Source organism: Rhizobium sp. BK289 (assembly GCF_014193575.1).
Taxonomy (GTDB): domain Bacteria; phylum Pseudomonadota; class Alphaproteobacteria; order Rhizobiales; family Rhizobiaceae; genus Rhizobium; species Rhizobium tropici_C.
The window spans coordinates 1-17617 of sequence record NZ_JACHZO010000006.1 but is presented as its reverse complement, the minus strand read 5'-3'; the positions used below and the strand labels follow the sequence as shown (position 1 = coordinate 17617).

General features: G+C 62.0%; 16 protein-coding genes. 12 read left to right on the top strand and 4 right to left on the bottom strand.

Going from position 1 to position 17617, the window contains the following annotated elements; translation table 11 throughout:
- Positions 1-34 precede the first annotated feature (34 nt).
- Genes FHT84_RS12950 through FHT84_RS12915 form a run of 8 tightly spaced genes read left to right on the top strand, consistent with a single transcriptional unit; the run spans position 35 to position 9174 of the window.
- Positions 35-2353, top strand: a complete 2319-nt coding sequence (locus tag FHT84_RS12950; protein ID WP_183762784.1) for a bifunctional salicylyl-CoA 5-hydroxylase/oxidoreductase — start codon at positions 35-37, stop codon at positions 2351-2353.
- Between the two features lie 7 nt (positions 2354-2360).
- The gene (locus tag FHT84_RS12945) at positions 2361-3140 is read left to right on the top strand and encodes an SDR family NAD(P)-dependent oxidoreductase (RefSeq protein WP_112340520.1); all 780 of its coding nucleotides are present in this window, start codon (positions 2361-2363) and stop codon (positions 3138-3140) included.
- A 3-nt stretch (positions 3141-3143) separates the two neighbouring features.
- The gene (locus FHT84_RS12940) at positions 3144-3995 is read left to right on the top strand and encodes an enoyl-CoA hydratase family protein (RefSeq protein ID WP_112340521.1); all 852 of its coding nucleotides are present in this window, start codon (positions 3144-3146) and stop codon (positions 3993-3995) included.
- Between the two features lie 4 nt (positions 3996-3999).
- Positions 4000-5181 carry an acyl-CoA dehydrogenase family protein gene (locus FHT84_RS12935; RefSeq protein ID WP_112340522.1) on the top strand — a complete coding sequence of 394 codons (1182 nt, stop codon included), beginning with the start codon at positions 4000-4002 and terminating at the stop codon, positions 5179-5181.
- A gap of 14 nt (positions 5182-5195) precedes the next feature.
- Entirely contained in the window at positions 5196-6377 is a 1182-nt protein-coding gene (locus tag FHT84_RS12930) for an acyl-CoA dehydrogenase (protein WP_112340572.1), read from the top strand.
- A 7-nt stretch (positions 6378-6384) separates the two neighbouring features.
- Entirely contained in the window at positions 6385-6816 is a 432-nt protein-coding gene (locus tag FHT84_RS12925; protein WP_112340523.1) for a thioesterase family protein, read from the top strand.
- Positions 6794-7189 carry a RidA family protein gene (locus FHT84_RS12920; protein ID WP_069611780.1) on the top strand — a complete coding sequence of 132 codons (396 nt, stop codon included), beginning with the start codon at positions 6794-6796 and terminating at the stop codon, positions 7187-7189. Before FHT84_RS12925 ends, FHT84_RS12920 begins: the two co-directional genes overlap by 23 nt.
- Before the next feature lie 17 nt (positions 7190-7206).
- Entirely contained in the window at positions 7207-9174 is a 1968-nt protein-coding gene (locus FHT84_RS12915) for a 3-hydroxyacyl-CoA dehydrogenase NAD-binding domain-containing protein (protein WP_112340524.1), read from the top strand.
- Between the two features lie 20 nt (positions 9175-9194).
- On the opposite strand, the gene FHT84_RS12910 is transcribed toward FHT84_RS12915, so the two are convergent.
- The 3 genes from FHT84_RS12910 to FHT84_RS12900 all read right to left on the bottom strand — a co-directional run bounded on the left by FHT84_RS12910 (position 9195) and on the right by FHT84_RS12900 (position 12284).
- Positions 9195-10406, bottom strand: coding sequence for an adenylate/guanylate cyclase domain-containing protein (locus FHT84_RS12910; RefSeq protein WP_112340525.1), 1212 nt, complete (start codon positions 10404-10406; stop codon positions 9195-9197).
- 155 nt (positions 10407-10561) lie between these two features.
- Entirely contained in the window at positions 10562-11464 is a 903-nt protein-coding gene (locus FHT84_RS12905) for an SDR family oxidoreductase (protein WP_112340526.1), read from the bottom strand.
- A 79-nt stretch (positions 11465-11543) separates the two neighbouring features.
- The gene (locus FHT84_RS12900; protein WP_183762781.1) at positions 11544-12284 is read right to left on the bottom strand and encodes an SDR family oxidoreductase; all 741 of its coding nucleotides are present in this window, start codon (positions 12282-12284) and stop codon (positions 11544-11546) included.
- 122 nt (positions 12285-12406) lie between these two features.
- Between FHT84_RS12900 and FHT84_RS12895 the strand changes: the two genes are divergently transcribed.
- The 3 genes from FHT84_RS12895 (at position 12407) to FHT84_RS12885 (ending at position 15365) form a co-directional block, all read left to right on the top strand.
- Positions 12407-13318, top strand: a complete 912-nt coding sequence (locus FHT84_RS12895) for a LysR family transcriptional regulator (RefSeq protein ID WP_112340528.1) — start codon at positions 12407-12409, stop codon at positions 13316-13318.
- A gap of 134 nt (positions 13319-13452) precedes the next feature.
- On the top strand, positions 13453-14799 hold the full coding sequence (locus tag FHT84_RS12890; RefSeq protein ID WP_112340529.1) for an LLM class flavin-dependent oxidoreductase: 1347 nt from the start codon (positions 13453-13455) through the stop codon (positions 14797-14799).
- A 23-nt stretch (positions 14800-14822) separates the two neighbouring features.
- Positions 14823-15365: a hypothetical protein gene (locus FHT84_RS12885; RefSeq protein WP_112340530.1), complete on the top strand. Its 543-nt coding sequence runs from the start codon at positions 14823-14825 to the stop codon at positions 15363-15365.
- Between the two features lie 248 nt (positions 15366-15613).
- Here FHT84_RS12885 and FHT84_RS12880 read toward each other — a convergent pair whose 3' ends face one another.
- The gene (locus tag FHT84_RS12880) at positions 15614-16042 is read right to left on the bottom strand and encodes an OsmC family protein (protein ID WP_112340531.1); all 429 of its coding nucleotides are present in this window, start codon (positions 16040-16042) and stop codon (positions 15614-15616) included.
- A gap of 211 nt (positions 16043-16253) precedes the next feature.
- Here FHT84_RS12880 and FHT84_RS12875 point away from each other — a divergent pair, with 211 nt between their 5' ends.
- Entirely contained in the window at positions 16254-17519 is a 1266-nt protein-coding gene (locus FHT84_RS12875) for a glycerate kinase (RefSeq protein ID WP_112340532.1), read from the top strand.
- Positions 17520-17617 lie beyond the last annotated feature (98 nt).

The window sequence follows — 17617 nt, the reverse complement described above, 5'->3', positions numbered from 1 at the left end:
GAGCTCGGCTCCAGCCGAACGAGGAGGGAAAGCGATGCGCATCGTCTGTATCGGCGGCGGCCCCGCAGGGCTTTACTTCGCGCTTCTGATGAAGAAGCTCCATCCCGAGCACTCCATCCGCGTCGTCGAGCGCAACCGCCCCTATGACACCTTCGGCTGGGGTGTCGTCTTCTCCGACGCGACCATGGTATCGATGCGGGAATGGGATCCGGAAAGTGCCGCCGAGATCGAGGATGCCTTCAACCATTGGGACGATATCGAAGTCCTGTTCAAGGGCACCCGCCAGCGCACGTCTGGCCACGGCTTTGTCGGCATCGGCCGTAAGAAGCTTTTGAACATTCTGCAACGCCGCTGCGAGGCGCTCGGAGTCGAGCTGATCTTCGAAACGGAGGTCAATTCCGATCTCGACTATCCGGACGCCGATCTGGTCATCGGCTCGGACGGCCTCAATTCCAAGATCCGCAATCATTATCCGGAAGTCTTCCGGCCTGACATGATCACCCGGCCGAACCGCTATATCTGGCTCGGCACCAACAAGCTTTTCGACGCCTTCACCTTCGATTTCCGCCGCACCGATCACGGCTGGTTCCAGGCGCATATCTACAAGTTCGACGACAAGACTTCGACCTTCATCGTCGAGACGACGGAAGAGGCCTATCTTGCCCACGGCCTCGACAAGATGGACCAGGACGGCTCCATCGCCTTCTGCGAAAACCTGTTCTCCGAAGTGCTCGACGGCGCTTCGCTGATGACCAATGCCCGCCACATCCGCGGCTCGGCATGGTTGAACTTCAACCGCTTGATCTGCGGCAAGTGGAGCCATTTCAACGGCAATTCCCATGTCGTGCTGATGGGCGATGCCGCCCACACCGCCCATTTCGCCATCGGCTCCGGCACCAAGCTTGCCATCGATGACGCCATCGAGCTGACGCGGCAATTTCAGATCCACGGGCATGAGAAAGACAAGATACCGGCCGTCCTCGAAACCTACGAGGAAATCCGCCGCGTCGATGTCGCCCGCATCCAGAATGCCGCCCGCAACGCGATGGAATGGTTCGAGGTCGTTGGGCGCCGCTATGCCGATACGCTCGAAGCGCCGCAATTCATGTATTCGATGTTGACCCGCTCGCAGCGCATCAGCCATGAAAATCTGCGGCTGCGCGACAAGACCTGGCTCGAAGGCTATGAGCGCTGGTTCGCCGAAAAATCCGGCCTCGATGTCGGCAACGATCGCTGCCTGCCGCCGATGTTCACGCCCTACCGGCTGCGCGATGTCCAGCTCGTCAACCGCATCGTCATGTCTCCGATGGCGATGTACTCGGCCGAAGATGGCGTGATGAACGATTTCCACATCGTCCATCTCGGCTCTCGCGCGCTTGGAGGCGCAGGGCTGATCTTCGCGGAAATGACCTGCGTCACACCGGACGCCCGCATCACTCCCGGCTGTCTTGGCCTTTGGAACGAGGAGCAGGTCGCGCAATGGAAGCGCCTCGTCGACTTCGTTCACACGAACAGCGCCGCCAAAGTCGGCATACAGCTCGGCCATGCCGGCCGCAAGGGCGCGACGAAGCTTGCCTGGGAAGGCATCGACCAGCCGCTCTCCGAAGGCGAATGGTCGCTGATTTCGGCATCATCAGTCCCCTACCTCAAGAACAGCCAGGTGCCGAAGGCCATGGATCGCGCTGACATGGAGCGCGTCAAGGCCGATTTCATCCGCTCGACGGAACTCGCGATCGAGACCGGGGCCGACTGGCTGGAACTGCATTGCGCCCACGGCTATCTGCTGTCGAGCTTCCTGTCGCCGCTGACCAATCTGCGCGACGACGAGTATGGCGGCAGCCATGAGAACCGCGCTCGCTACCCTCTTGAAATCTTTCGAGCGATGCGCGCCATCTGGCCGGCGGACAAGCCGATCTCGGTTCGCCTCTCCTGCCATGATTGGACCGATGGCGGCAACACGCCGGAAGATGCGGCGATCTTCGCGCGCATGTTCAAGGAAGCCGGCGCCGACCTGATCGACTGCTCCTCAGGCCAGGTCTCGAAACAGGAAAAGCCCGTCTACGGCCGCCTGTTCCAGACGCCGTTCTCCGACAAGATCCGCAACGAGATCGGCATCCCGACGATTGCCGTTGGCGCGATCTCCGAGGCCGACCACGCCAATTCGATCATCGCCGCCGGTCGCGCCGATCTCTGCGCCATCGCCCGCCCGCATCTGGCCGATCCGGCCTGGTCGCTGCATGAAGCCGCCAAGATCGGTCTGACTTCCATTCCCTGGCCAAAGCAATATCTTTCCGGCAAGACGCAGTATGAAACCAACCTCGCCCGTGCGGCCACAACCGCTCCAGCGAAGTGAGGATGAAATGACGACTTCGGGCAAACTCGCCGGCCGTCACGCCCTCGTCACCGGGGCCGGCAGCGGCATCGGTGCCGCGATCGCCAAGGCGCTCGCCGCCGAGGGCGCACGCGTCAGCCTAGCCGGTCGCCGCCGCGAGCCGCTGGAAGCGGTTGCCGCCGAAATCGGCGCCCAGGCATTCGTGGTCGATGGCTTCGATGTCACCAGCACAGACGCCGTTGCCCAAGGCCTTGCCAAGGCACGCGAAACATTCGGCCCCGTCGATATCCTCGTCAACAATGCCGGGGAAGCGCCGAGCGCGCCCTTCGAGAAGACAAGCCTTGAGGCCTGGAACCACGTCCTCTCGGTCGACCTCACAGGCGTTTTCGTGGTGACGCAGGCTGCCCTTCCCGACCTGAAAGCCCACGGCTCCGGCGCGCGCATCATCAATATCGCCTCGACGGCCGGCCTGAAGGGCTATGGCTACGTCTCGGCCTACGTCGCCGCCAAGCATGGCGTCGTCGGCCTCACCCGCTCGCTGGCGCTGGAACTGGCGAAAACCGGCATCACCGTCAACGCCGTCTGCCCCGGTTTCACCGATACGCCGATCATCCAGCGCTCGATCGAGACGATCGTCGCCAAGACCGGGCGCACGGCCGAACAGGCACTCGGCGAATTCACGAAATCCAATCCGCAAGGACGGCTGATCAAGCCGGAAGAAGTTGCCGACACCGTGCTCTGGCTGGCCTCGCCGGCTGCGGCATCGATCAATGGACAGGCAATCGCGGTTGCCGGTGGGGAGATTTGAGGAATGAGCGATCAGGACATGACGATGAAGGGACATCTGAGACCTTTCAAGGATTATAAGCCTGAGCATTTCCTCTGGGATGTCAGCGAAGACGGCCGCGTCGCCACCATCCGCCTGAACCGCCCGGAACGTAAGAATCCGCTGACCTTCGACAGCTATGCAGAGCTGCGCGATCTGTTCCGCGATCTCGCCTATGCCTCCGATATCCGCGCCATCGTTCTGACTGGCGCGGGTGGCAATTTCTCCTCCGGTGGCGATGTCTTCGAGATCATCGAGCCGCTGACGCGCATGGCGATGCCCGAGCTTCTGGCCTTCACGCGCATGACCGGCGATCTCGTCAAGGCGATGCGCAAATGCCCTCAGCCGATCATCTCGGCAGTCGATGGCATCTGCGCCGGCGCCGGCGCCATCCTCGCCATGGCCTCCGATCTAAGGCTCGCGACGTCCGAGGCAAAGACTGCCTTCCTCTTCACCCGTGTCGGCCTTGCCGGTGCCGATATGGGCGCTTGTGGCATCCTTCCCCGCATCATCGGCCAGGGCCGCGCCGCCGAGCTTCTCTTTACCGGCCGATCGATGACAGCGGCGGAAGGACAGGCCTGGGGCTTCTATAATGGTTTGCACGCCAGTGCCGAGCTTGAAAGCGAAGCGCTCAAGCTCGCCCGCTCACTGGCCGACGGTCCGTGGTTCGCCCACGGCATGACCAAGACCATGCTGAACCAGGAATGGGCGATGGGCATCGATGAAATGATCGAATCCGAAGCGCAGGCGCAGGCGATCTGCATGGCGACGCAGGATTTCCGCCGCGCCTTCGAGGCTTTCGCCGCCAAGCGGCAGCCGGAATTCCAGGGGGATTGAGGAGATGTCCACGGCAAGCAGCCTCGCCGGCCCGACCCGCGATCATCTGGATTGGCCCTTCTTCGAAGACCGCCACCACCGTTTCGCCGCCGAAGTCGACGCCTTCGCGAAATCCGGCGTCATGGCTTCGATCGATCATGCCGATGTCGACGGCACATGCCGAAAGCTGGTCAAGGCGCTGGGCGAAGCCGGGCTTTTGACCGCCGCCGCTGGGTCTTCCGACAACGAACCGCTGATCGATTCCCGCATGGTCTGCCTCGCCCGTGAAACGCTGGCCTGGCATGACGGCCTTGCCGATTTCGCCTTTGCCATGCAGGGGCTCGGCACGGGCGCCATCGGCCTCTCCGGTTCGCTCGAATTGCGTTCAGCCGTTCTGCCCAAGGTGCGCTCCGGCGAATGGCTCGCCGCCTTTGCGCTGTCGGAAAAGGACGCCGGCTCCGATGTCGCCGCGATGAGCTGCGCTGCCCGCTCCGATGGCGATCACTATATTCTCGACGGCGAGAAGACCTGGATTTCCAATGGCGGCATTGCCGATATCTACACCGTCTTCGCGCGCACCGGCGAAGCGCCGGGAACCCGCGGCATCTCGGCCTTCGTCGTCTTTGCCGACGATCCCGGTTTCTCGATTGCCGAGCGCATCGAGGTCATTGCGCCGCATCCGCTGGCGACGATCCGTTTCGATAATTGCCGCATTCCCGCTTCCCGCCGCCTCGGCGCGTCAGGCGAAGGTTTCAAGATCGCCATGCGCACGCTGGATATCTTTCGCGCCTCGGTCGCCGCTGCCGGCCTCGGCTTTGCCCGCCGCGCGCTCGATGAATCGCTTACCCATGCACGCTCACGTCCGATGTTCGGCGCAGCCCTTGCCGACCTTCAGTTGACGCAGGCCGCCCTCGGCGATATGGCGACCGGCATCGACGCGGCGGCACTGCTCACCTACCGGGCGGCCTGGCGTCGTGACGTGCAGCGCTTGCCGACGACGCGCGAAGCCGCCATGGCCAAGATGACGGCGACGGAAACCGCGCAAAGCGTCATCGACCGCGCCGTTCAGCTCTTTGGCGGACGTGGCGTGAAATCGGGCGAGATAACGGAAAAACTCTATCGGGAGATCCGCGCGCTTCGCATCTATGAAGGTGCGACGGAAGTTCAGAAACTCATCGTCGCGCGCGAACTTTTGAAGACCAATTAATGGGAGATGCCAGCATGAGCCGCGAGATTTTCGACTGGGCCGACCCGTTCCGGCTGACGGAACAGCTGAGCGACGACGAAAGGATGGTGCTGGATACCGCGCATTCCTACGCGCAGGAAAAACTCGCGCCCCGCGTCCTCGAAGCCTTCCGGCATGAAAAGACCGATCCGGCCATCTTCCGTGAAATGGGTGAACTCGGCCTCCTCGGCCCGACGATCTCCCCGGAATATGGTGGCGCCGGCCTCGGCTATGTCGCCTACGGCCTGATCGCCCGAGAAGTCGAGCGCGTCGACAGCGGCTATCGCTCGATGATGAGCGTGCAGTCCTCGCTCGTCATGGTGCCGATAGAGACCTTCGGCTCGGATGCGCAAAAGCAGAAATACCTGCCGAAGCTAGCGACCGGCGAATGGATCGGCTGCTTTGGCCTCACCGAACCGAACCACGGCTCCGATCCCGGCTCGATGGTCACACGCGCAAAGAAGGTCGATGGCGGCTACAGCCTGACCGGCGCCAAGACCTGGATTTCGAACGCGCCGATCGCCGATGTCTTTGTTGTCTGGGCAAAGACCGAGGACGGCCTCATCCGCGGCTTCATTCTCGAAAAGGGCTGGAGGGGCCTGTCGGCACCCGCCATCCATGGCAAGGTGGGCCTGCGCGCCTCCATAACGGGCGAAGTCGTGATGGATAATGTCTTCGTGCCCGAGGAAAACCTGATGCCGAACGTATCAGGCCTCAAGGGTCCCTTCACCTGCCTCAACTCCGCACGCTTCGGCATTGCCTGGGGTGCGCTCGGCGCGGCGGAGGATTGCTATGCCAAGGCACGCCAGTACGTGCTCGACCGCAAACAGTTCGGCCGTCCCCTTGCTGCCAATCAGCTGATCCAGAAGAAGCTTGCCGATATGGTGACCGAGATCACGCTAGGCCTTCAGGGCTGCCTGCGCCTCGGCCGCATGAAGGAAGAAGGCCATCCGCCCGTCGAGCTCACCTCCATCCTCAAGCGCAACAGCTGTGGCAAGGCGCTGGATATTGCCCGCGCTGCCCGTGACATGCTGGGTGGTAATGGCATTTCCGATGAGTTCGGCATCGCCCGCCATCTCGTCAACCTTGAGGTGGTCAACACCTATGAGGGCACGCACGATATCCACGCCCTCATCCTCGGCCGCGCCATCACCGGCATCGCCGCCTTTTCGAACTGAGGCGGCCGTGACGTTCAAGACCACCAGACCCCTGCGCTTCGGAGATTGCGATCCTTCCGGGATCGCCTATTTCCCATCCTATCTGAACATCCTCGTCGGGGTGCTGGAAGACTATTTCGCTTCGATCGGCTTCTCCTGGCGAAAGCTGATCGACGACCGCCGCATCGGTGTTCCCACCGTGCGGCTCGATCTGACTTTCATCAAGCCGGGCTTGCAGGGCGACGATCTCGAATTCGTCCTTGCAGTCCGTGGCGTCGGCCGTTCCTCGCTCGATCTCGAACATCAGGTCTCGGCGAATGGCCATGTGCTGTGGACGGCTAAACACCGCGTCGTCGCCACCTCGCTCGATACGCACACATCCCTTGAATGGCCGGAGGATATCCGCGCCGCGCTGACCTCTCATCTGGAGACGACCGATGCACACCATCCTGCAACCTGAAGGCTGGGCCAAGCCGATCGGCTATGCCAATGGCATGGCGGCGACGGGCCGCATGGTGTTCGTTGGCGGCCAGGTCGGCTGGAATGCCGCCTGCGAATTCGAAAGCGACGATTTCGTCGAGCAGGTGCGCCAGACGCTGAAGAATGTCGTCGCCATTCTTGCCGAAGGCGGCGCCGAGCCGAAGCACATCACGTCGATGACCTGGTATTTCACCGACAAGCAGGAATATCTCGGCAATCTGAAGGGGATCGGTCAGGCCTATCGCGAGATCATCGGCCGGCATTTCCCGGCCATGGCCGCCGTGCAGGTCGTTGCCCTCGTCGAAGATCGTGCCAAGATCGAGATCCAGGCGACGGCAGTCATTCCGGAATAATATAGGCGGTCAAGATCATGTCGGCATTGCGCTTTTCGGACACCATCTCGGCGGCGCTGACCGACGAGATTCTCGTCGTCACCATAGACAACGCGCCCGTCAACGCGCTTTCCGCCGATGTCCGGGCCGGCCTCATGGCGGCGTTTGATCACGCCGAAAAGGATGGCACGACTAGGGGCATCGTGCTCACCGGTGCGGGGAACAGCTTCATCGGCGGCGCCGATATCAAGGAATTCGGCAAACCGCCGGTCGAGCCGCATCTACCTGATGTCATCGCCCGCATCGAAGCCTTTGCCAAACCCGTTGTCGCCGCGATCAATGGCGTGGCCCTCGGCGGCGGTCTGGAAGTGGCACTCGCCTGCCATCGTCGCCTCGCGGCGCCGACCGCCAACCTCGGCCTTCCCGAAGTCAAGCTCGGCATCGTACCCGGCGCCGGTGGCACGCAGCGCCTGCCGCGGCTGACCGGCATCGCCGCCGCTATCGATATGATCGCCAATGCACGCATCGTCTCCGCCGCCGAAGCGCTCACGCTCGGCATCGTGGACGGCGTGGCCAAGGGTGAATTGATCGCCGAAGCTATCACCGACGCCAAGACGGCCAATGCCGCACCGTTACGCCGCACGGGATCGCTGACGGTTCCTCCGGAAGCTACAGATGTGATCGACAAGGCGGCATCGGACGCATTGCGCAAGGCGCGCGGCCAGCATGCACCTGCCGAGGCCATCCGTCTCGTACGCCTGGCGGCGACCGTCTCTTTATCCGAAGGGCTGGCCGAGGAACGCCGCACTTTCATTGCGCTTCGCGACAGCGAAGAGGCCGCAGCGTTGCGTCATGTATTCTTCGCGGAACGCGCCGCCGGCAAGATCGAGGAACTGGAGACCGTTGCCGCACGCAAGATCGAAACCATCGGCATTGTCGGCACCGGTCTGATGGGATCAGGCATTGCCGTTTCCGCCCTCAACGGCGGCTTCCGCGTGATCGGAGTCGAGCAGACCATCGATGCTGCAGATAAGGGCCGCGAACGGATCGCTGGCCTCCTCGACAAGGCGGTGCAATCCGGTCGCCTCGATGCAGCGGGCCGCGAAGATCGCCTCAGCCGACTGACCGTGACGGCGGAGATTCAAGAGCTCGCAAAAGCCGATATCATCATCGAAGCCGTTTTCGACGATCTCACCGTCAAGACCGAGCTCTTCCGGCGCCTCGATGCGATCGTTCGCGCCGATGCGATCCTTGCGACCAATACGAGCTATCTCGACCCCGACGTAATCGCCGCCGCAACGCAACGGCCAGAGCGCGTCGTCGGACTGCACTTCTTCTCGCCAGCCAATATCATGCGGCTCCTGGAAGTGGTGAAGTGCAAGAACACCGCGCCGGATGTGCTGGCGACAGCCCTTGCCCTGGCAAAGCGGCTCGGCAAGCTGCCTGTCGTATCGGGCGTCACCGAAGGCTTTATCGGTAACCGCATCTTTTCCGCCTATCGCCGCGAAGCGGAATACATGGTCGAGGACGGCGCCTCGCCGCAGGAGATCGACGCGGCACTGGAAGCCTACGGCTTTCCGATGGGGCCTTTTGCTGTGTTCGATATGGCAGGTTTGGAAATCGCCTGGGCGCGCCGTAAGCGGCAGGCTGCGACGCGCGATCCCTCGGAGCGCTACGTCGTCATCGCCGACCGGCTCTGCGAAGCCGGCCGTTTCGGCCAGAAGACCGGCCGCGGCTGGTATGCCTACCCCGACGGCAAACGGACTGTTGATCCTGAGGTAGCGGCCATGATCGAAGCCGCGCGCGCCGAAAAAGGCATTGTACCAAGGAGCTTCACCGCGGAAGAGATCGTCAGCCGCCTGCTGAAAGCCATGGCCACCGAAGGCGAGGCGTTGCTTGCGGAAGGCATCGCCGCCCGTGCCAGCGATATCGATCTCGTGATGATCAACGGCTATGGCTTCCCGGCAAGCAAGGGCGGCCCGATGTTTGCGTCCAGCCGCTGCTGAAAGCAGTCACGGCAGAGGGATCAGGCCGCCGAAGAGAGTAGCGTGAACAATTCCTGAGGCCGCTTGACGCCGCGCAGCGCATAGCGGCCGACGGAAACGAGATCGTTGCTTTGCTGGCCCGATAGCGCCTCGACGAAATTCGATGACATCAGGACATTGCGGTCGGCCGATCGGCACATCGAGGCGATGCGGCTGACCTCGTTGACGGCCGGCCCGATGACGGTGAAGTCCAGCCGGTCCATGCTGCCGATATTGCCGTAGAAGACATCGCCGATATGCAGGCCGAGATAGACGTCCGTGACCGGACGGCCTTCGATCTGCCGCTGCGAGTTGAGATCGCGCAGCCGCTGGCGCAGCAGCGATTCCGCCATCAGCGCAGCCGCGCAGGCATCGGCGGAATTGCGAGCCTTGAAGATTGCCAGCGTGCCGTCGCCGATCAGCTTCAACACGTTGCCGCCCGCCTCATGGATCGAGGAGATGACCGCATCGGCATAGGCATTCAGCATCGGGATGATTTCATCCGGCTCGGCCGTATCCGAAATGCGCGTGTAGTTGGCGAGATCGGAAAACCAGAGCGCCGCCGAAATCCGCTCCGTTTTGCCGCGGGTAATCTTGCCCTCGAGCACATGCCGGGCAGCGTCCTCGCCGAGATAGACCTCGGCAATGGTGCGGGCGATGCGGCTCATGCCGGTGCATTTGATGGCCAAAGCCAGCGCCGGCGTCAGCTTGCGCAGCACGCGCAAATCCTCTTCCGGGAATCCCATTTCGGCGGCGGTAGCGAAGTTGGAATAGAAGCAATCCATCTCGCCGATCGTGCCGCCCTCTTCGAAACGGTGCACCATGGCGATATAATCGGTGTGACCATCTGCCAGCAACGTATCGAGCCCGTAGAAATCGGCAGGCTCGCCGAAGCCGATACGTCGGCGCACCTCGTCTCCACCTGTTGTCAGCATGTGATAGAAGGCGGAACGCTGCCAGTTTTCAGACGCGATCCCCTGTTGCGTCGGGCCATATTCGAACTCGCGCTCGATGATCTGATTGCCGTCCCAGCGGAAGGCGCGGCCCTCATAGACCGGATGCAGCGTATCCATCAGCGCCATGGCCCGATCGATGTTGAGACCATGCTGACGGCACTGCTCGCAGAAACCCGAGAGGATATCGACTTCCGTCATTCCCTTGAGACCGGCCTGCATGAGCCAGCTGGCAATTTCGCCAATGTCCTTCGCGTCCATGGATATCTCCCGACCCTCTGAAGGAATCGCTTTAGTACGAAACTCCAAGGCTTGGAATGCTGTACAACGCAAAATAGCCCTGATGCACGCACCAGATCGCCGCTTCTGTGGCACAGAAGCGGCGATTTGACACGCTCAAAGGATGATCGCGGGTCTCAGGCTTTTGTATGCGGCTTCAGCAGGTCTTCCAGACCGATGCGGCGGAAAAGCTCTGCCCGAACCCGGTCGGCAACACCGTTGACGATCTCAGCACCATCCTCAGAAGGGTCTATATGGGTACGGAATGGCCGCGTTCCAAACGGCATATCGACAATATCCACGATTGCCGTCGCCACCGAAGCGGCATCGGCATCCGCCGGTTCCAGCGAGGCTAGTCCCTTCAGCGCCTGGTCGGGAACGCCGGCATAGGGACCGTTGTCATATTCGGCGGCGCGAGCCTTGTCGTCCGGGGAACCGGAATGCGCGAAGTGGTTGGTGCCCTTCGTAAAGGCGCCGGGCACGATGATGGCGGTCTCGACGCCCCAGCGTGTCAGTTCGGACGCATAGGACACGGCAAGCGAGTCCATGGCTGCCTTGGCTGCGAAATAAGGCGAGAGGTAAGGCGGCGTGCCGCCCCGCGTGCTCGACGAGGAGACCCAGACCACCAGCCCCTTTCCTTGCCTGCGCATATGAGGCAGCACGGCACGATTGACGCGCTGGGTGCTGAGCACGTTGATGTCGTAGAGTTCGGCAAACTGTTCGGGCGTGAATGCCTCCGCCGGGCCGAAGGACATATGGCCGGCATTGTGGATGATGGTGTCGATGCGGCCCTGCTCGCCGATGACGGCGGCAATGCCGGCTTCGACAGAGGCGTCCGAGGCGACATCGAGTTCGACGGTCCTGAGATCGACGCCGTTCTCCGCGGCGAATGCCGCCGCTGCGGCGACCTGTGCCGCATTACGCCCTTGGGTTTCGCGGATACCGGCATAGACCGCATGGCCTGCCTTGGCGAGAGCGCGTGCCGTCAGGGCGCCGAAGCCGCTCGATGCGCCGGTAATAACGATGACTTGCTTGCTCATGATTCTGTTCCTTCAAAGGATTGGCTGTTGTCGACGATGAAGTGGAGGACGGCAGGCATTACCCTGCCGCCAAGTTGGCTCAGATCATGCCGCCATTGGCGCGCAGCGTCTGACCGTTGATCCAGCCGCCATCCGGGCCGACGAGGAAGGAAACGGCGGCGGCGATGTCTTGCGGCGTGCCCAGGCGCTCCAGCGGGTTCATCTTGGCCATACGGTCGATGAGCTCGTCGCTCTTACCGTTGAGGAAGAGATCGGTGGCCGTCGGGCCGGGCGCAACCGCATTCACCGTGATCGAGCGGCCGCGCAGTTCCTTCGCCATGATGCCGGTCAGAAGCTCGACGCCGGCCTTGGTTGCGGCATAGACGCCGTAGGTTTCAAGCTTGAGGCCGACGATGCTGGTCGAGAAGTTGACGATGCGACCGCCGTCACGCAGGCGCCTGCCGGCTTCTCGCAGCGTATTGAACGTGCCCTTCAGGTTGATGGCGATGTGGCGGTCGAAATGCGCGTCGTCGGCATCGGCGATCTTCGCGAGCTGCATGATGCCGGCATTGTTGACGAGGACATCGACACCGCCGAAGGCAGCTTCGGTTGCGTCGAACATGCGGCGCACGGCTTCGACATCGGAGACATCGGCCTTCGCGGTCAGCGCCTTGCCGCCCTTTTCCTCGATCTTGCGGGCGAGCCCCTCGGCGGCGGCTTCGCTGCCGGAATAGTTGATGACGACGGTGAAGCCATCCTCGGCCAAACGCTCTGCAATGGCGGCGCCAATGCCGCGCGATGCGCCGGTGATGATTGCTACCTTGTTGGAAATATTGCCCATTTCTCTCATCCTTCATTGCCTTGCGCCGTAGCGCGTTTCGATGAGGAGAAGATGCCCCTTTTCATGAAGCGGATAATCAGCCAATAATCGGCATCACTATCCGAATTTAGCGAACAAATAATATGGACAGATTCGATGCCATGCGGGTGTTTTGCCGGGTCGTGGAACGACGCAGCTTCACGCTGGCCGCCGAAGACACCGGCCTGCCTCGCTCGACGGTGACGGATGCGATCAAACAGGTCGAGGCGCGTCTTGGCGTGCGCCTGCTACAGCGCACGACGCGGCATGTCAGCCCGACGCTCGATGGCGAAGCCTATTACCAGCGCTGCCTGCGCATCCTCTCCGATATCGAGGATGCTGAAGGCGCCTTTGCCGGGGCGAAGCCGAAGGGTGTCCTCCGTGTCGACGTGCATGGAACGCTTGCGCGGCACTTCGTCCTGCCGAACCTGCCTTCCTTCCTCGAAACCTATCCCGACATCGAACTGCAGATCACCGAAGGCGACCGGTTCGTCGATCTGATCCGCGAGGGGATCGATTGCGTGCTGCGCGTTGGCACGCTGCAGGATAGCGATATGATCGGCCGCCGCGTCGCCATGCTGGAAGAAGTGACGCTTGCGGCACCCGCCTATGTCGAACATTTCGGCATGCCCGCCCATCCGGAGAAGCTCGATGGCCACCGCATGGTCGGCTTCCGCTCTTCCGCAACGGGCGGATTGCTGCCGCTGGAATTCCAGATCGACGGCGTCGTGCGCGAAATCACCCTGCCGGCCACCATCTCCGTCAACGCGGCCGAGAGCTATTTCGCCGCGGCCAAGCTCGGTCTCGGCCTGATCCAGGTTCCGCGCTATCACGCCGAGGAAGCCCTACGATCGGGCGGGCTGCTGCATGTCCTCCCGGACTATCCACCGACACGGACGCCCGTCTCGATGCTCTATCCGCGCAGCCGCCAGCTTTCACCGCGGGTCCGCGTTTTCATAGACTGGCTGGTCAAGGTTTTTGCCGGACAGAACAGCACTGAAGTCGAGGACGGATGAATATTCCGCGAAAGCGATCAAATAAATGAAATCGGCTCTTTGAATGGGCGAGAAGCACGCCTACGTCGTAAGGCATCATTCCGCTGGCGGAGCCGTTATGACGTCATAGCGGCTGACGATTTTGGAGAGAGCCCATGACCGAACAGAAGCAATTGAAGCTGGGCGCCTTCATGCGTCCCGTCAGCCTGCATACCGGTGCCTGGCGTTATCCCGGCGCCTATCCGGACGCCAACTTCAATTTCCAGCACATCAAAAGCTTCGCGCAGGAGCTGGAAAAGGCAAAATTCGACGCCTTCTTCATGGCCGATCACCTCGCGGTCCTCAACATGCCGATCGAGGCCCTGAAGCGCAGCCAAACCGTCACCTCCTTCGAGCCCTTCACCCTGCTTTCGGCGCTCGCCGCCGTTACCGACAGGATTGGCCTCGTCGCAACCGCCTCCACCACCTTCGACCTGCCCTATCATATCGCCCGCCGCTTCGCCTCGCTCGACCATATCAGCGGTGGCCGCGCCGGCTGGAACATCGTCACCACCTCCAATCCCGATGCCGCCCTTAATTTCGGCCTCGAAGAACACATGGAACATGGCGAGCGCTACCATCGCGCTCGCGAATTCTACGATGTCGTGACCGGCCTCTGGGACAGCTTCGCCGACGACGCCTTCATCCGCGATCCGGAAAGCGGCATCTTCTTCGATCCCGAGCGAATGCATGTCCTCGGGCACAAGGGCGAGGAACTGAGCGTTCGCGGCCCGCTCAACATCGCCCGCCCACCTCAGGGCTGGCCCGTCATCGTGCAGGCCGGACAATCGGATGCCGGTCGTCAGCTTGCCGCCGAAACGGCCGAAGCCGTCTTTGCAGCTCCCCGCAACCTCGCCGATGGCAAGTCGATCTTCGCCGATATCAAGGGACGGATGAAGGCGATCGGCCGCAATCCGGATCATCTGAAGATCCTGCCCGCCGCCTTCATCGTCGTCGGCGATACGGTCGAGGAGGCAAAGGCCAAGCGGGCAAAGCTCGATAGTCTCGTCCATTACGATAGCGCCATCGCATCCCTGTCGATCGCACTTGGGCATGATGCCTCCAAATTCGATCCGGATAGCTCGCTGCCGGAGATTCCGGAAACCAACGCGAGCAAGAGCGGCCGCGAGCGCGTCATCGCCCTTGCCGAAGCCGAAAAGCTCACCGTGCGCCAGCTTGCCCAGCGCCTCGGCGGCTATGCCGGCCTCGCCTTCGTCGGCACGCCTGAGAGCATTGCCGACGAGATGGAGCAATGGCTGCACGAGGAAGGCTCTGACGGTTTCAACGTTGTCTTCCCCTTCCTGCCGCAGGGTCTGCTTGACGTGACCACCCGCGTCGTTCCAGAGCTGCAACGCCGCGGCATCTTCCGCCGCGATTACGACGGTACGACATTGCGCGAACATCTAGGCCTGCCGCGCCCGGAAAACCGCTTCTTCACGAAATCGGCAGCGGCAGCGCAGTAAGAGCCCGGTATAAAGAGAGTAACATGAGTCATATCACGCCGATCGACTACGAGACCGCTTCCGAGGCCGTGCGCGCCGAGCATGACCGCGAAATGCAGCTGCGCGGCCGCATGACGAATATGAAACGCACCCTGCTGCACTCGCCGGTCGCGCATCGCATCTATGCGGAATGGTTTCCCTTGCGCGAGGAGCTGCGTCCGGCTCTGGACGATCGCGCCATCTGGCTGCTTTGCCATGCCATCGCAATCGAATGCCGCTCGATCATCCCCGTCGGCTTCTTCCGGCGCGCGCTGATCAATGCCGGCCTCACGCCGGAAACGATCGTACCGAGCGAAGACGAGGCGCTGCTGATCGAATTCGGCAAGGCGATCGTCAGGGATTCCAATGCAATTCCGGAAGGGATTTGGGATCGATTGAAGGCCCGCTACGACGAGCCGACGCTCGCCAACCTCGTCGCCTTCGCCGGCATCATGATCGCGACGGCAATCTACAACAATGCCGTGAAAGTGGATATCGACCCGGAGCTTGGACCTTACCTTGAAGGGTTTGAGTTTCCGGCGAAGTGAGGGGCAACGGCAGATGCCGAGCCATCTCGCCCTTGGCGGGCGAGAAAGCAATTTCATTGGTTTAGGAATTGCGATACCGAAGGTCACACATATTCAGAATGCTAGCGCAATTTCTAAGCCATTGAAATTGCAAGAGCGGGGGCCGGTGCGTCCCTGCCTACCCCCGCCCTTGCAAAATCTAGCACTTAGCCTTGCGGCTAAATGCTGATTTTGCGTTCCCGCGCGCAAGGGGCGGGATAGACCAAATCTCACCCCGAAATCACCGTCTCAAATTGCGGATTGCCGCGGATCGTGTTGCTCACCGTGCAAATCTCATCTTCGGCGGCATGCGCAATCGCGTTGCGAATTTCATCGCTGAAATCACCTTTGATGGTGAAGGCAATGTTGAATTTCTCCACGCGCGAGAGGCCTTCGGTCGCCTTCTCACCCGTGACGACGGCGGTGACTTCGGTGAGCTTGTCGAGCACGCCGAGGCTGCTAGCGGCCATGCGGGCGCTCAAGGCCAGGCAGGCCGAGAGCGACGAATAGAGCAGGTCGAGCGGGTTGAAGCCAGGCTGCGACGGCGAGGTGACGATATCGATTTCGCCGCCGGTCACCGAGGTCACATGCGGAAAGCCGGTGCGGCCGACCGTAGCGGTTGCGCCCGTCTGCCTTGTCTTCACTTTCAATTCGGCCATGTCGAAAAATCCCTGAATAAAAGCGTGAAACCCTTTCCTTCTACATAGGGATTCGTCGGGCAGGACACAATTGCAGTTCCTGGCCCTTGCGTCTTCCAGTCAGTTAAGCCACCAAATGGTTACAGGCTCTGAGAAGCAATTTCAGGAAAAGTGCATAGCGGTTTTCCGTCCGGAATTGCGTATAAACGCTCTAGCAGACAGGCAGTTCGACATGACCGTTTCCGATCCCCGCGCCTTCCTGACCTCACTGTTCGATGCCGCCGTGCGTGCAGCCGATCCGTTGACCGGCATCCGTACGCATCTGCCTGCCAAACCGAAGGGCCGCACGATCGTCATCGGCGCCGGCAAGGGATCTGCCCAGATGGCGGCCGCGCTGGAACAATGCTGGGATGGCCCGCTGGAAGGCCTCGTCGTGACGCGATACGGTTTTTCCGCCCCCTGCCGCCAGATCGAGATCATCGAAGCAGCCCACCCCGTGCCGGATGAGGCTGGTCTCGTCGCCTCCCGTCGGCTACTGAAACTTGTCGATGGCCTCACAAAAGACGATCTGGTGATCGCCCTGATATCAGGCGGCGGCTCGGCGCTGCTTCCCTCGCCAGCGGGCGGCTTGAGCCTCGCCGATGAAATCGCCGTCAACAAGGCGCTGCTTGCCTCCGGCGCGCCGATCTCTGCGATGAATGTCATCCGCAAGCATCTGTCGACCATCAAGGGCGGCCGGCTGGCTGCCGCAGCCCACCCGGCCAAGGTCGTCTCGCTCGTCGTCTCGGACATTCCCGGCGACGACCCTGCCCTGGTGGCCTCCGGGCCGACCGTGCCGGGCGCCGGCACGCGCGCCGAAGCACTCGATCTCATCCGCCTCTACCGTATCGAACTCCCGCCAGCCGTTCTCGCCCATATCGAGAAAGTTGAGGCGGATGCGCCGCGCCCGGGCGATCCGCGCTTTGCCGGCAATGAGGTCCATGTCATCGCGTCAGCCGGCGTCTCGTTGGAAGCCGCTGCCGAGGTGGCGCGTGCCGCCGGCATCGAAGCCGCCATTCTCTCGGACGCCATAGAGGGCGAGGCCCGCGAAGCTGCGCATGTCCACGCTGCCATCGCCCGGGAAGTGCTTCATCGCAATCGCCCCTTTCCGAAGCCGATCGTGCTACTCTCTGGCGGCGAAACGACGGTGACCTTGAAGGGCAACGGCAAGGGCGGGCGAAACTCGGAGTTCCTGTTGTCGCTCGCCATCGATATCGACGGTCACGCGGGCATTCACGCCATGGCCGCCGATACCGATGGCATCGACGGCAGCGAGGACAATGCCGGCGCCTTTGCCGATGCAGGTACGGTGGCGCGGTTGCGCAAGGCCGGAATGGTGCCGGCCGAGCTGCTGGCAAACAATGACGGTTGGACAGCGTTCGACGCGATTGGCGATCTCTTCGTTCCCGGCCCGACCGGAACGAACGTCAACGACTTCCGCGCCATCCTGATCCTGTAGCCGCTAGAGCGCCGAGCATTCAGACTGAATCGAAAGGGATTCCTTCGACTGGAATTTCGTGATTCACTTCGGTCGGAGGTGATTTGCGATGACGAGAT

Coding starts and splice junctions, on each gene's coding strand:
- FHT84_RS12920 (WP_069611780.1), top strand. CDS start 6,794: ATGCACACCATCCTGCAACCTGAAGGCTGGGCCAAGCCGATCGGCTAT.
- FHT84_RS12935 (WP_112340522.1), top strand. CDS start 4,000: ATGTCCACGGCAAGCAGCCTCGCCGGCCCGACCCGCGATCATCTGGAT.
- FHT84_RS12950 (WP_183762784.1), top strand. CDS start 35: ATGCGCATCGTCTGTATCGGCGGCGGCCCCGCAGGGCTTTACTTCGCG.
- FHT84_RS12900 (WP_183762781.1), bottom strand. CDS start 12,284: ATGGGCAATATTTCCAACAAGGTAGCAATCATCACCGGCGCATCGCGC.
- FHT84_RS12910 (WP_112340525.1), bottom strand. CDS start 10,406: ATGGACGCGAAGGACATTGGCGAAATTGCCAGCTGGCTCATGCAGGCC.
- FHT84_RS12905 (WP_112340526.1), bottom strand. CDS start 11,464: ATGAGCAAGCAAGTCATCGTTATTACCGGCGCATCGAGCGGCTTCGGC.
- FHT84_RS12945 (WP_112340520.1), top strand. CDS start 2,361: ATGACGACTTCGGGCAAACTCGCCGGCCGTCACGCCCTCGTCACCGGG.
- FHT84_RS12885 (WP_112340530.1), top strand. CDS start 14,823: ATGAGTCATATCACGCCGATCGACTACGAGACCGCTTCCGAGGCCGTG.
- FHT84_RS12930 (WP_112340572.1), top strand. CDS start 5,196: ATGAGCCGCGAGATTTTCGACTGGGCCGACCCGTTCCGGCTGACGGAA.
- FHT84_RS12895 (WP_112340528.1), top strand. CDS start 12,407: ATGGACAGATTCGATGCCATGCGGGTGTTTTGCCGGGTCGTGGAACGA.
- FHT84_RS12915 (WP_112340524.1), top strand. CDS start 7,207: ATGTCGGCATTGCGCTTTTCGGACACCATCTCGGCGGCGCTGACCGAC.
- FHT84_RS12880 (WP_112340531.1), bottom strand. CDS start 16,042: ATGGCCGAATTGAAAGTGAAGACAAGGCAGACGGGCGCAACCGCTACG.
- FHT84_RS12875 (WP_112340532.1), top strand. CDS start 16,254: ATGACCGTTTCCGATCCCCGCGCCTTCCTGACCTCACTGTTCGATGCC.
- FHT84_RS12890 (WP_112340529.1), top strand. CDS start 13,453: ATGACCGAACAGAAGCAATTGAAGCTGGGCGCCTTCATGCGTCCCGTC.
- FHT84_RS12940 (WP_112340521.1), top strand. CDS start 3,144: ATGAGCGATCAGGACATGACGATGAAGGGACATCTGAGACCTTTCAAG.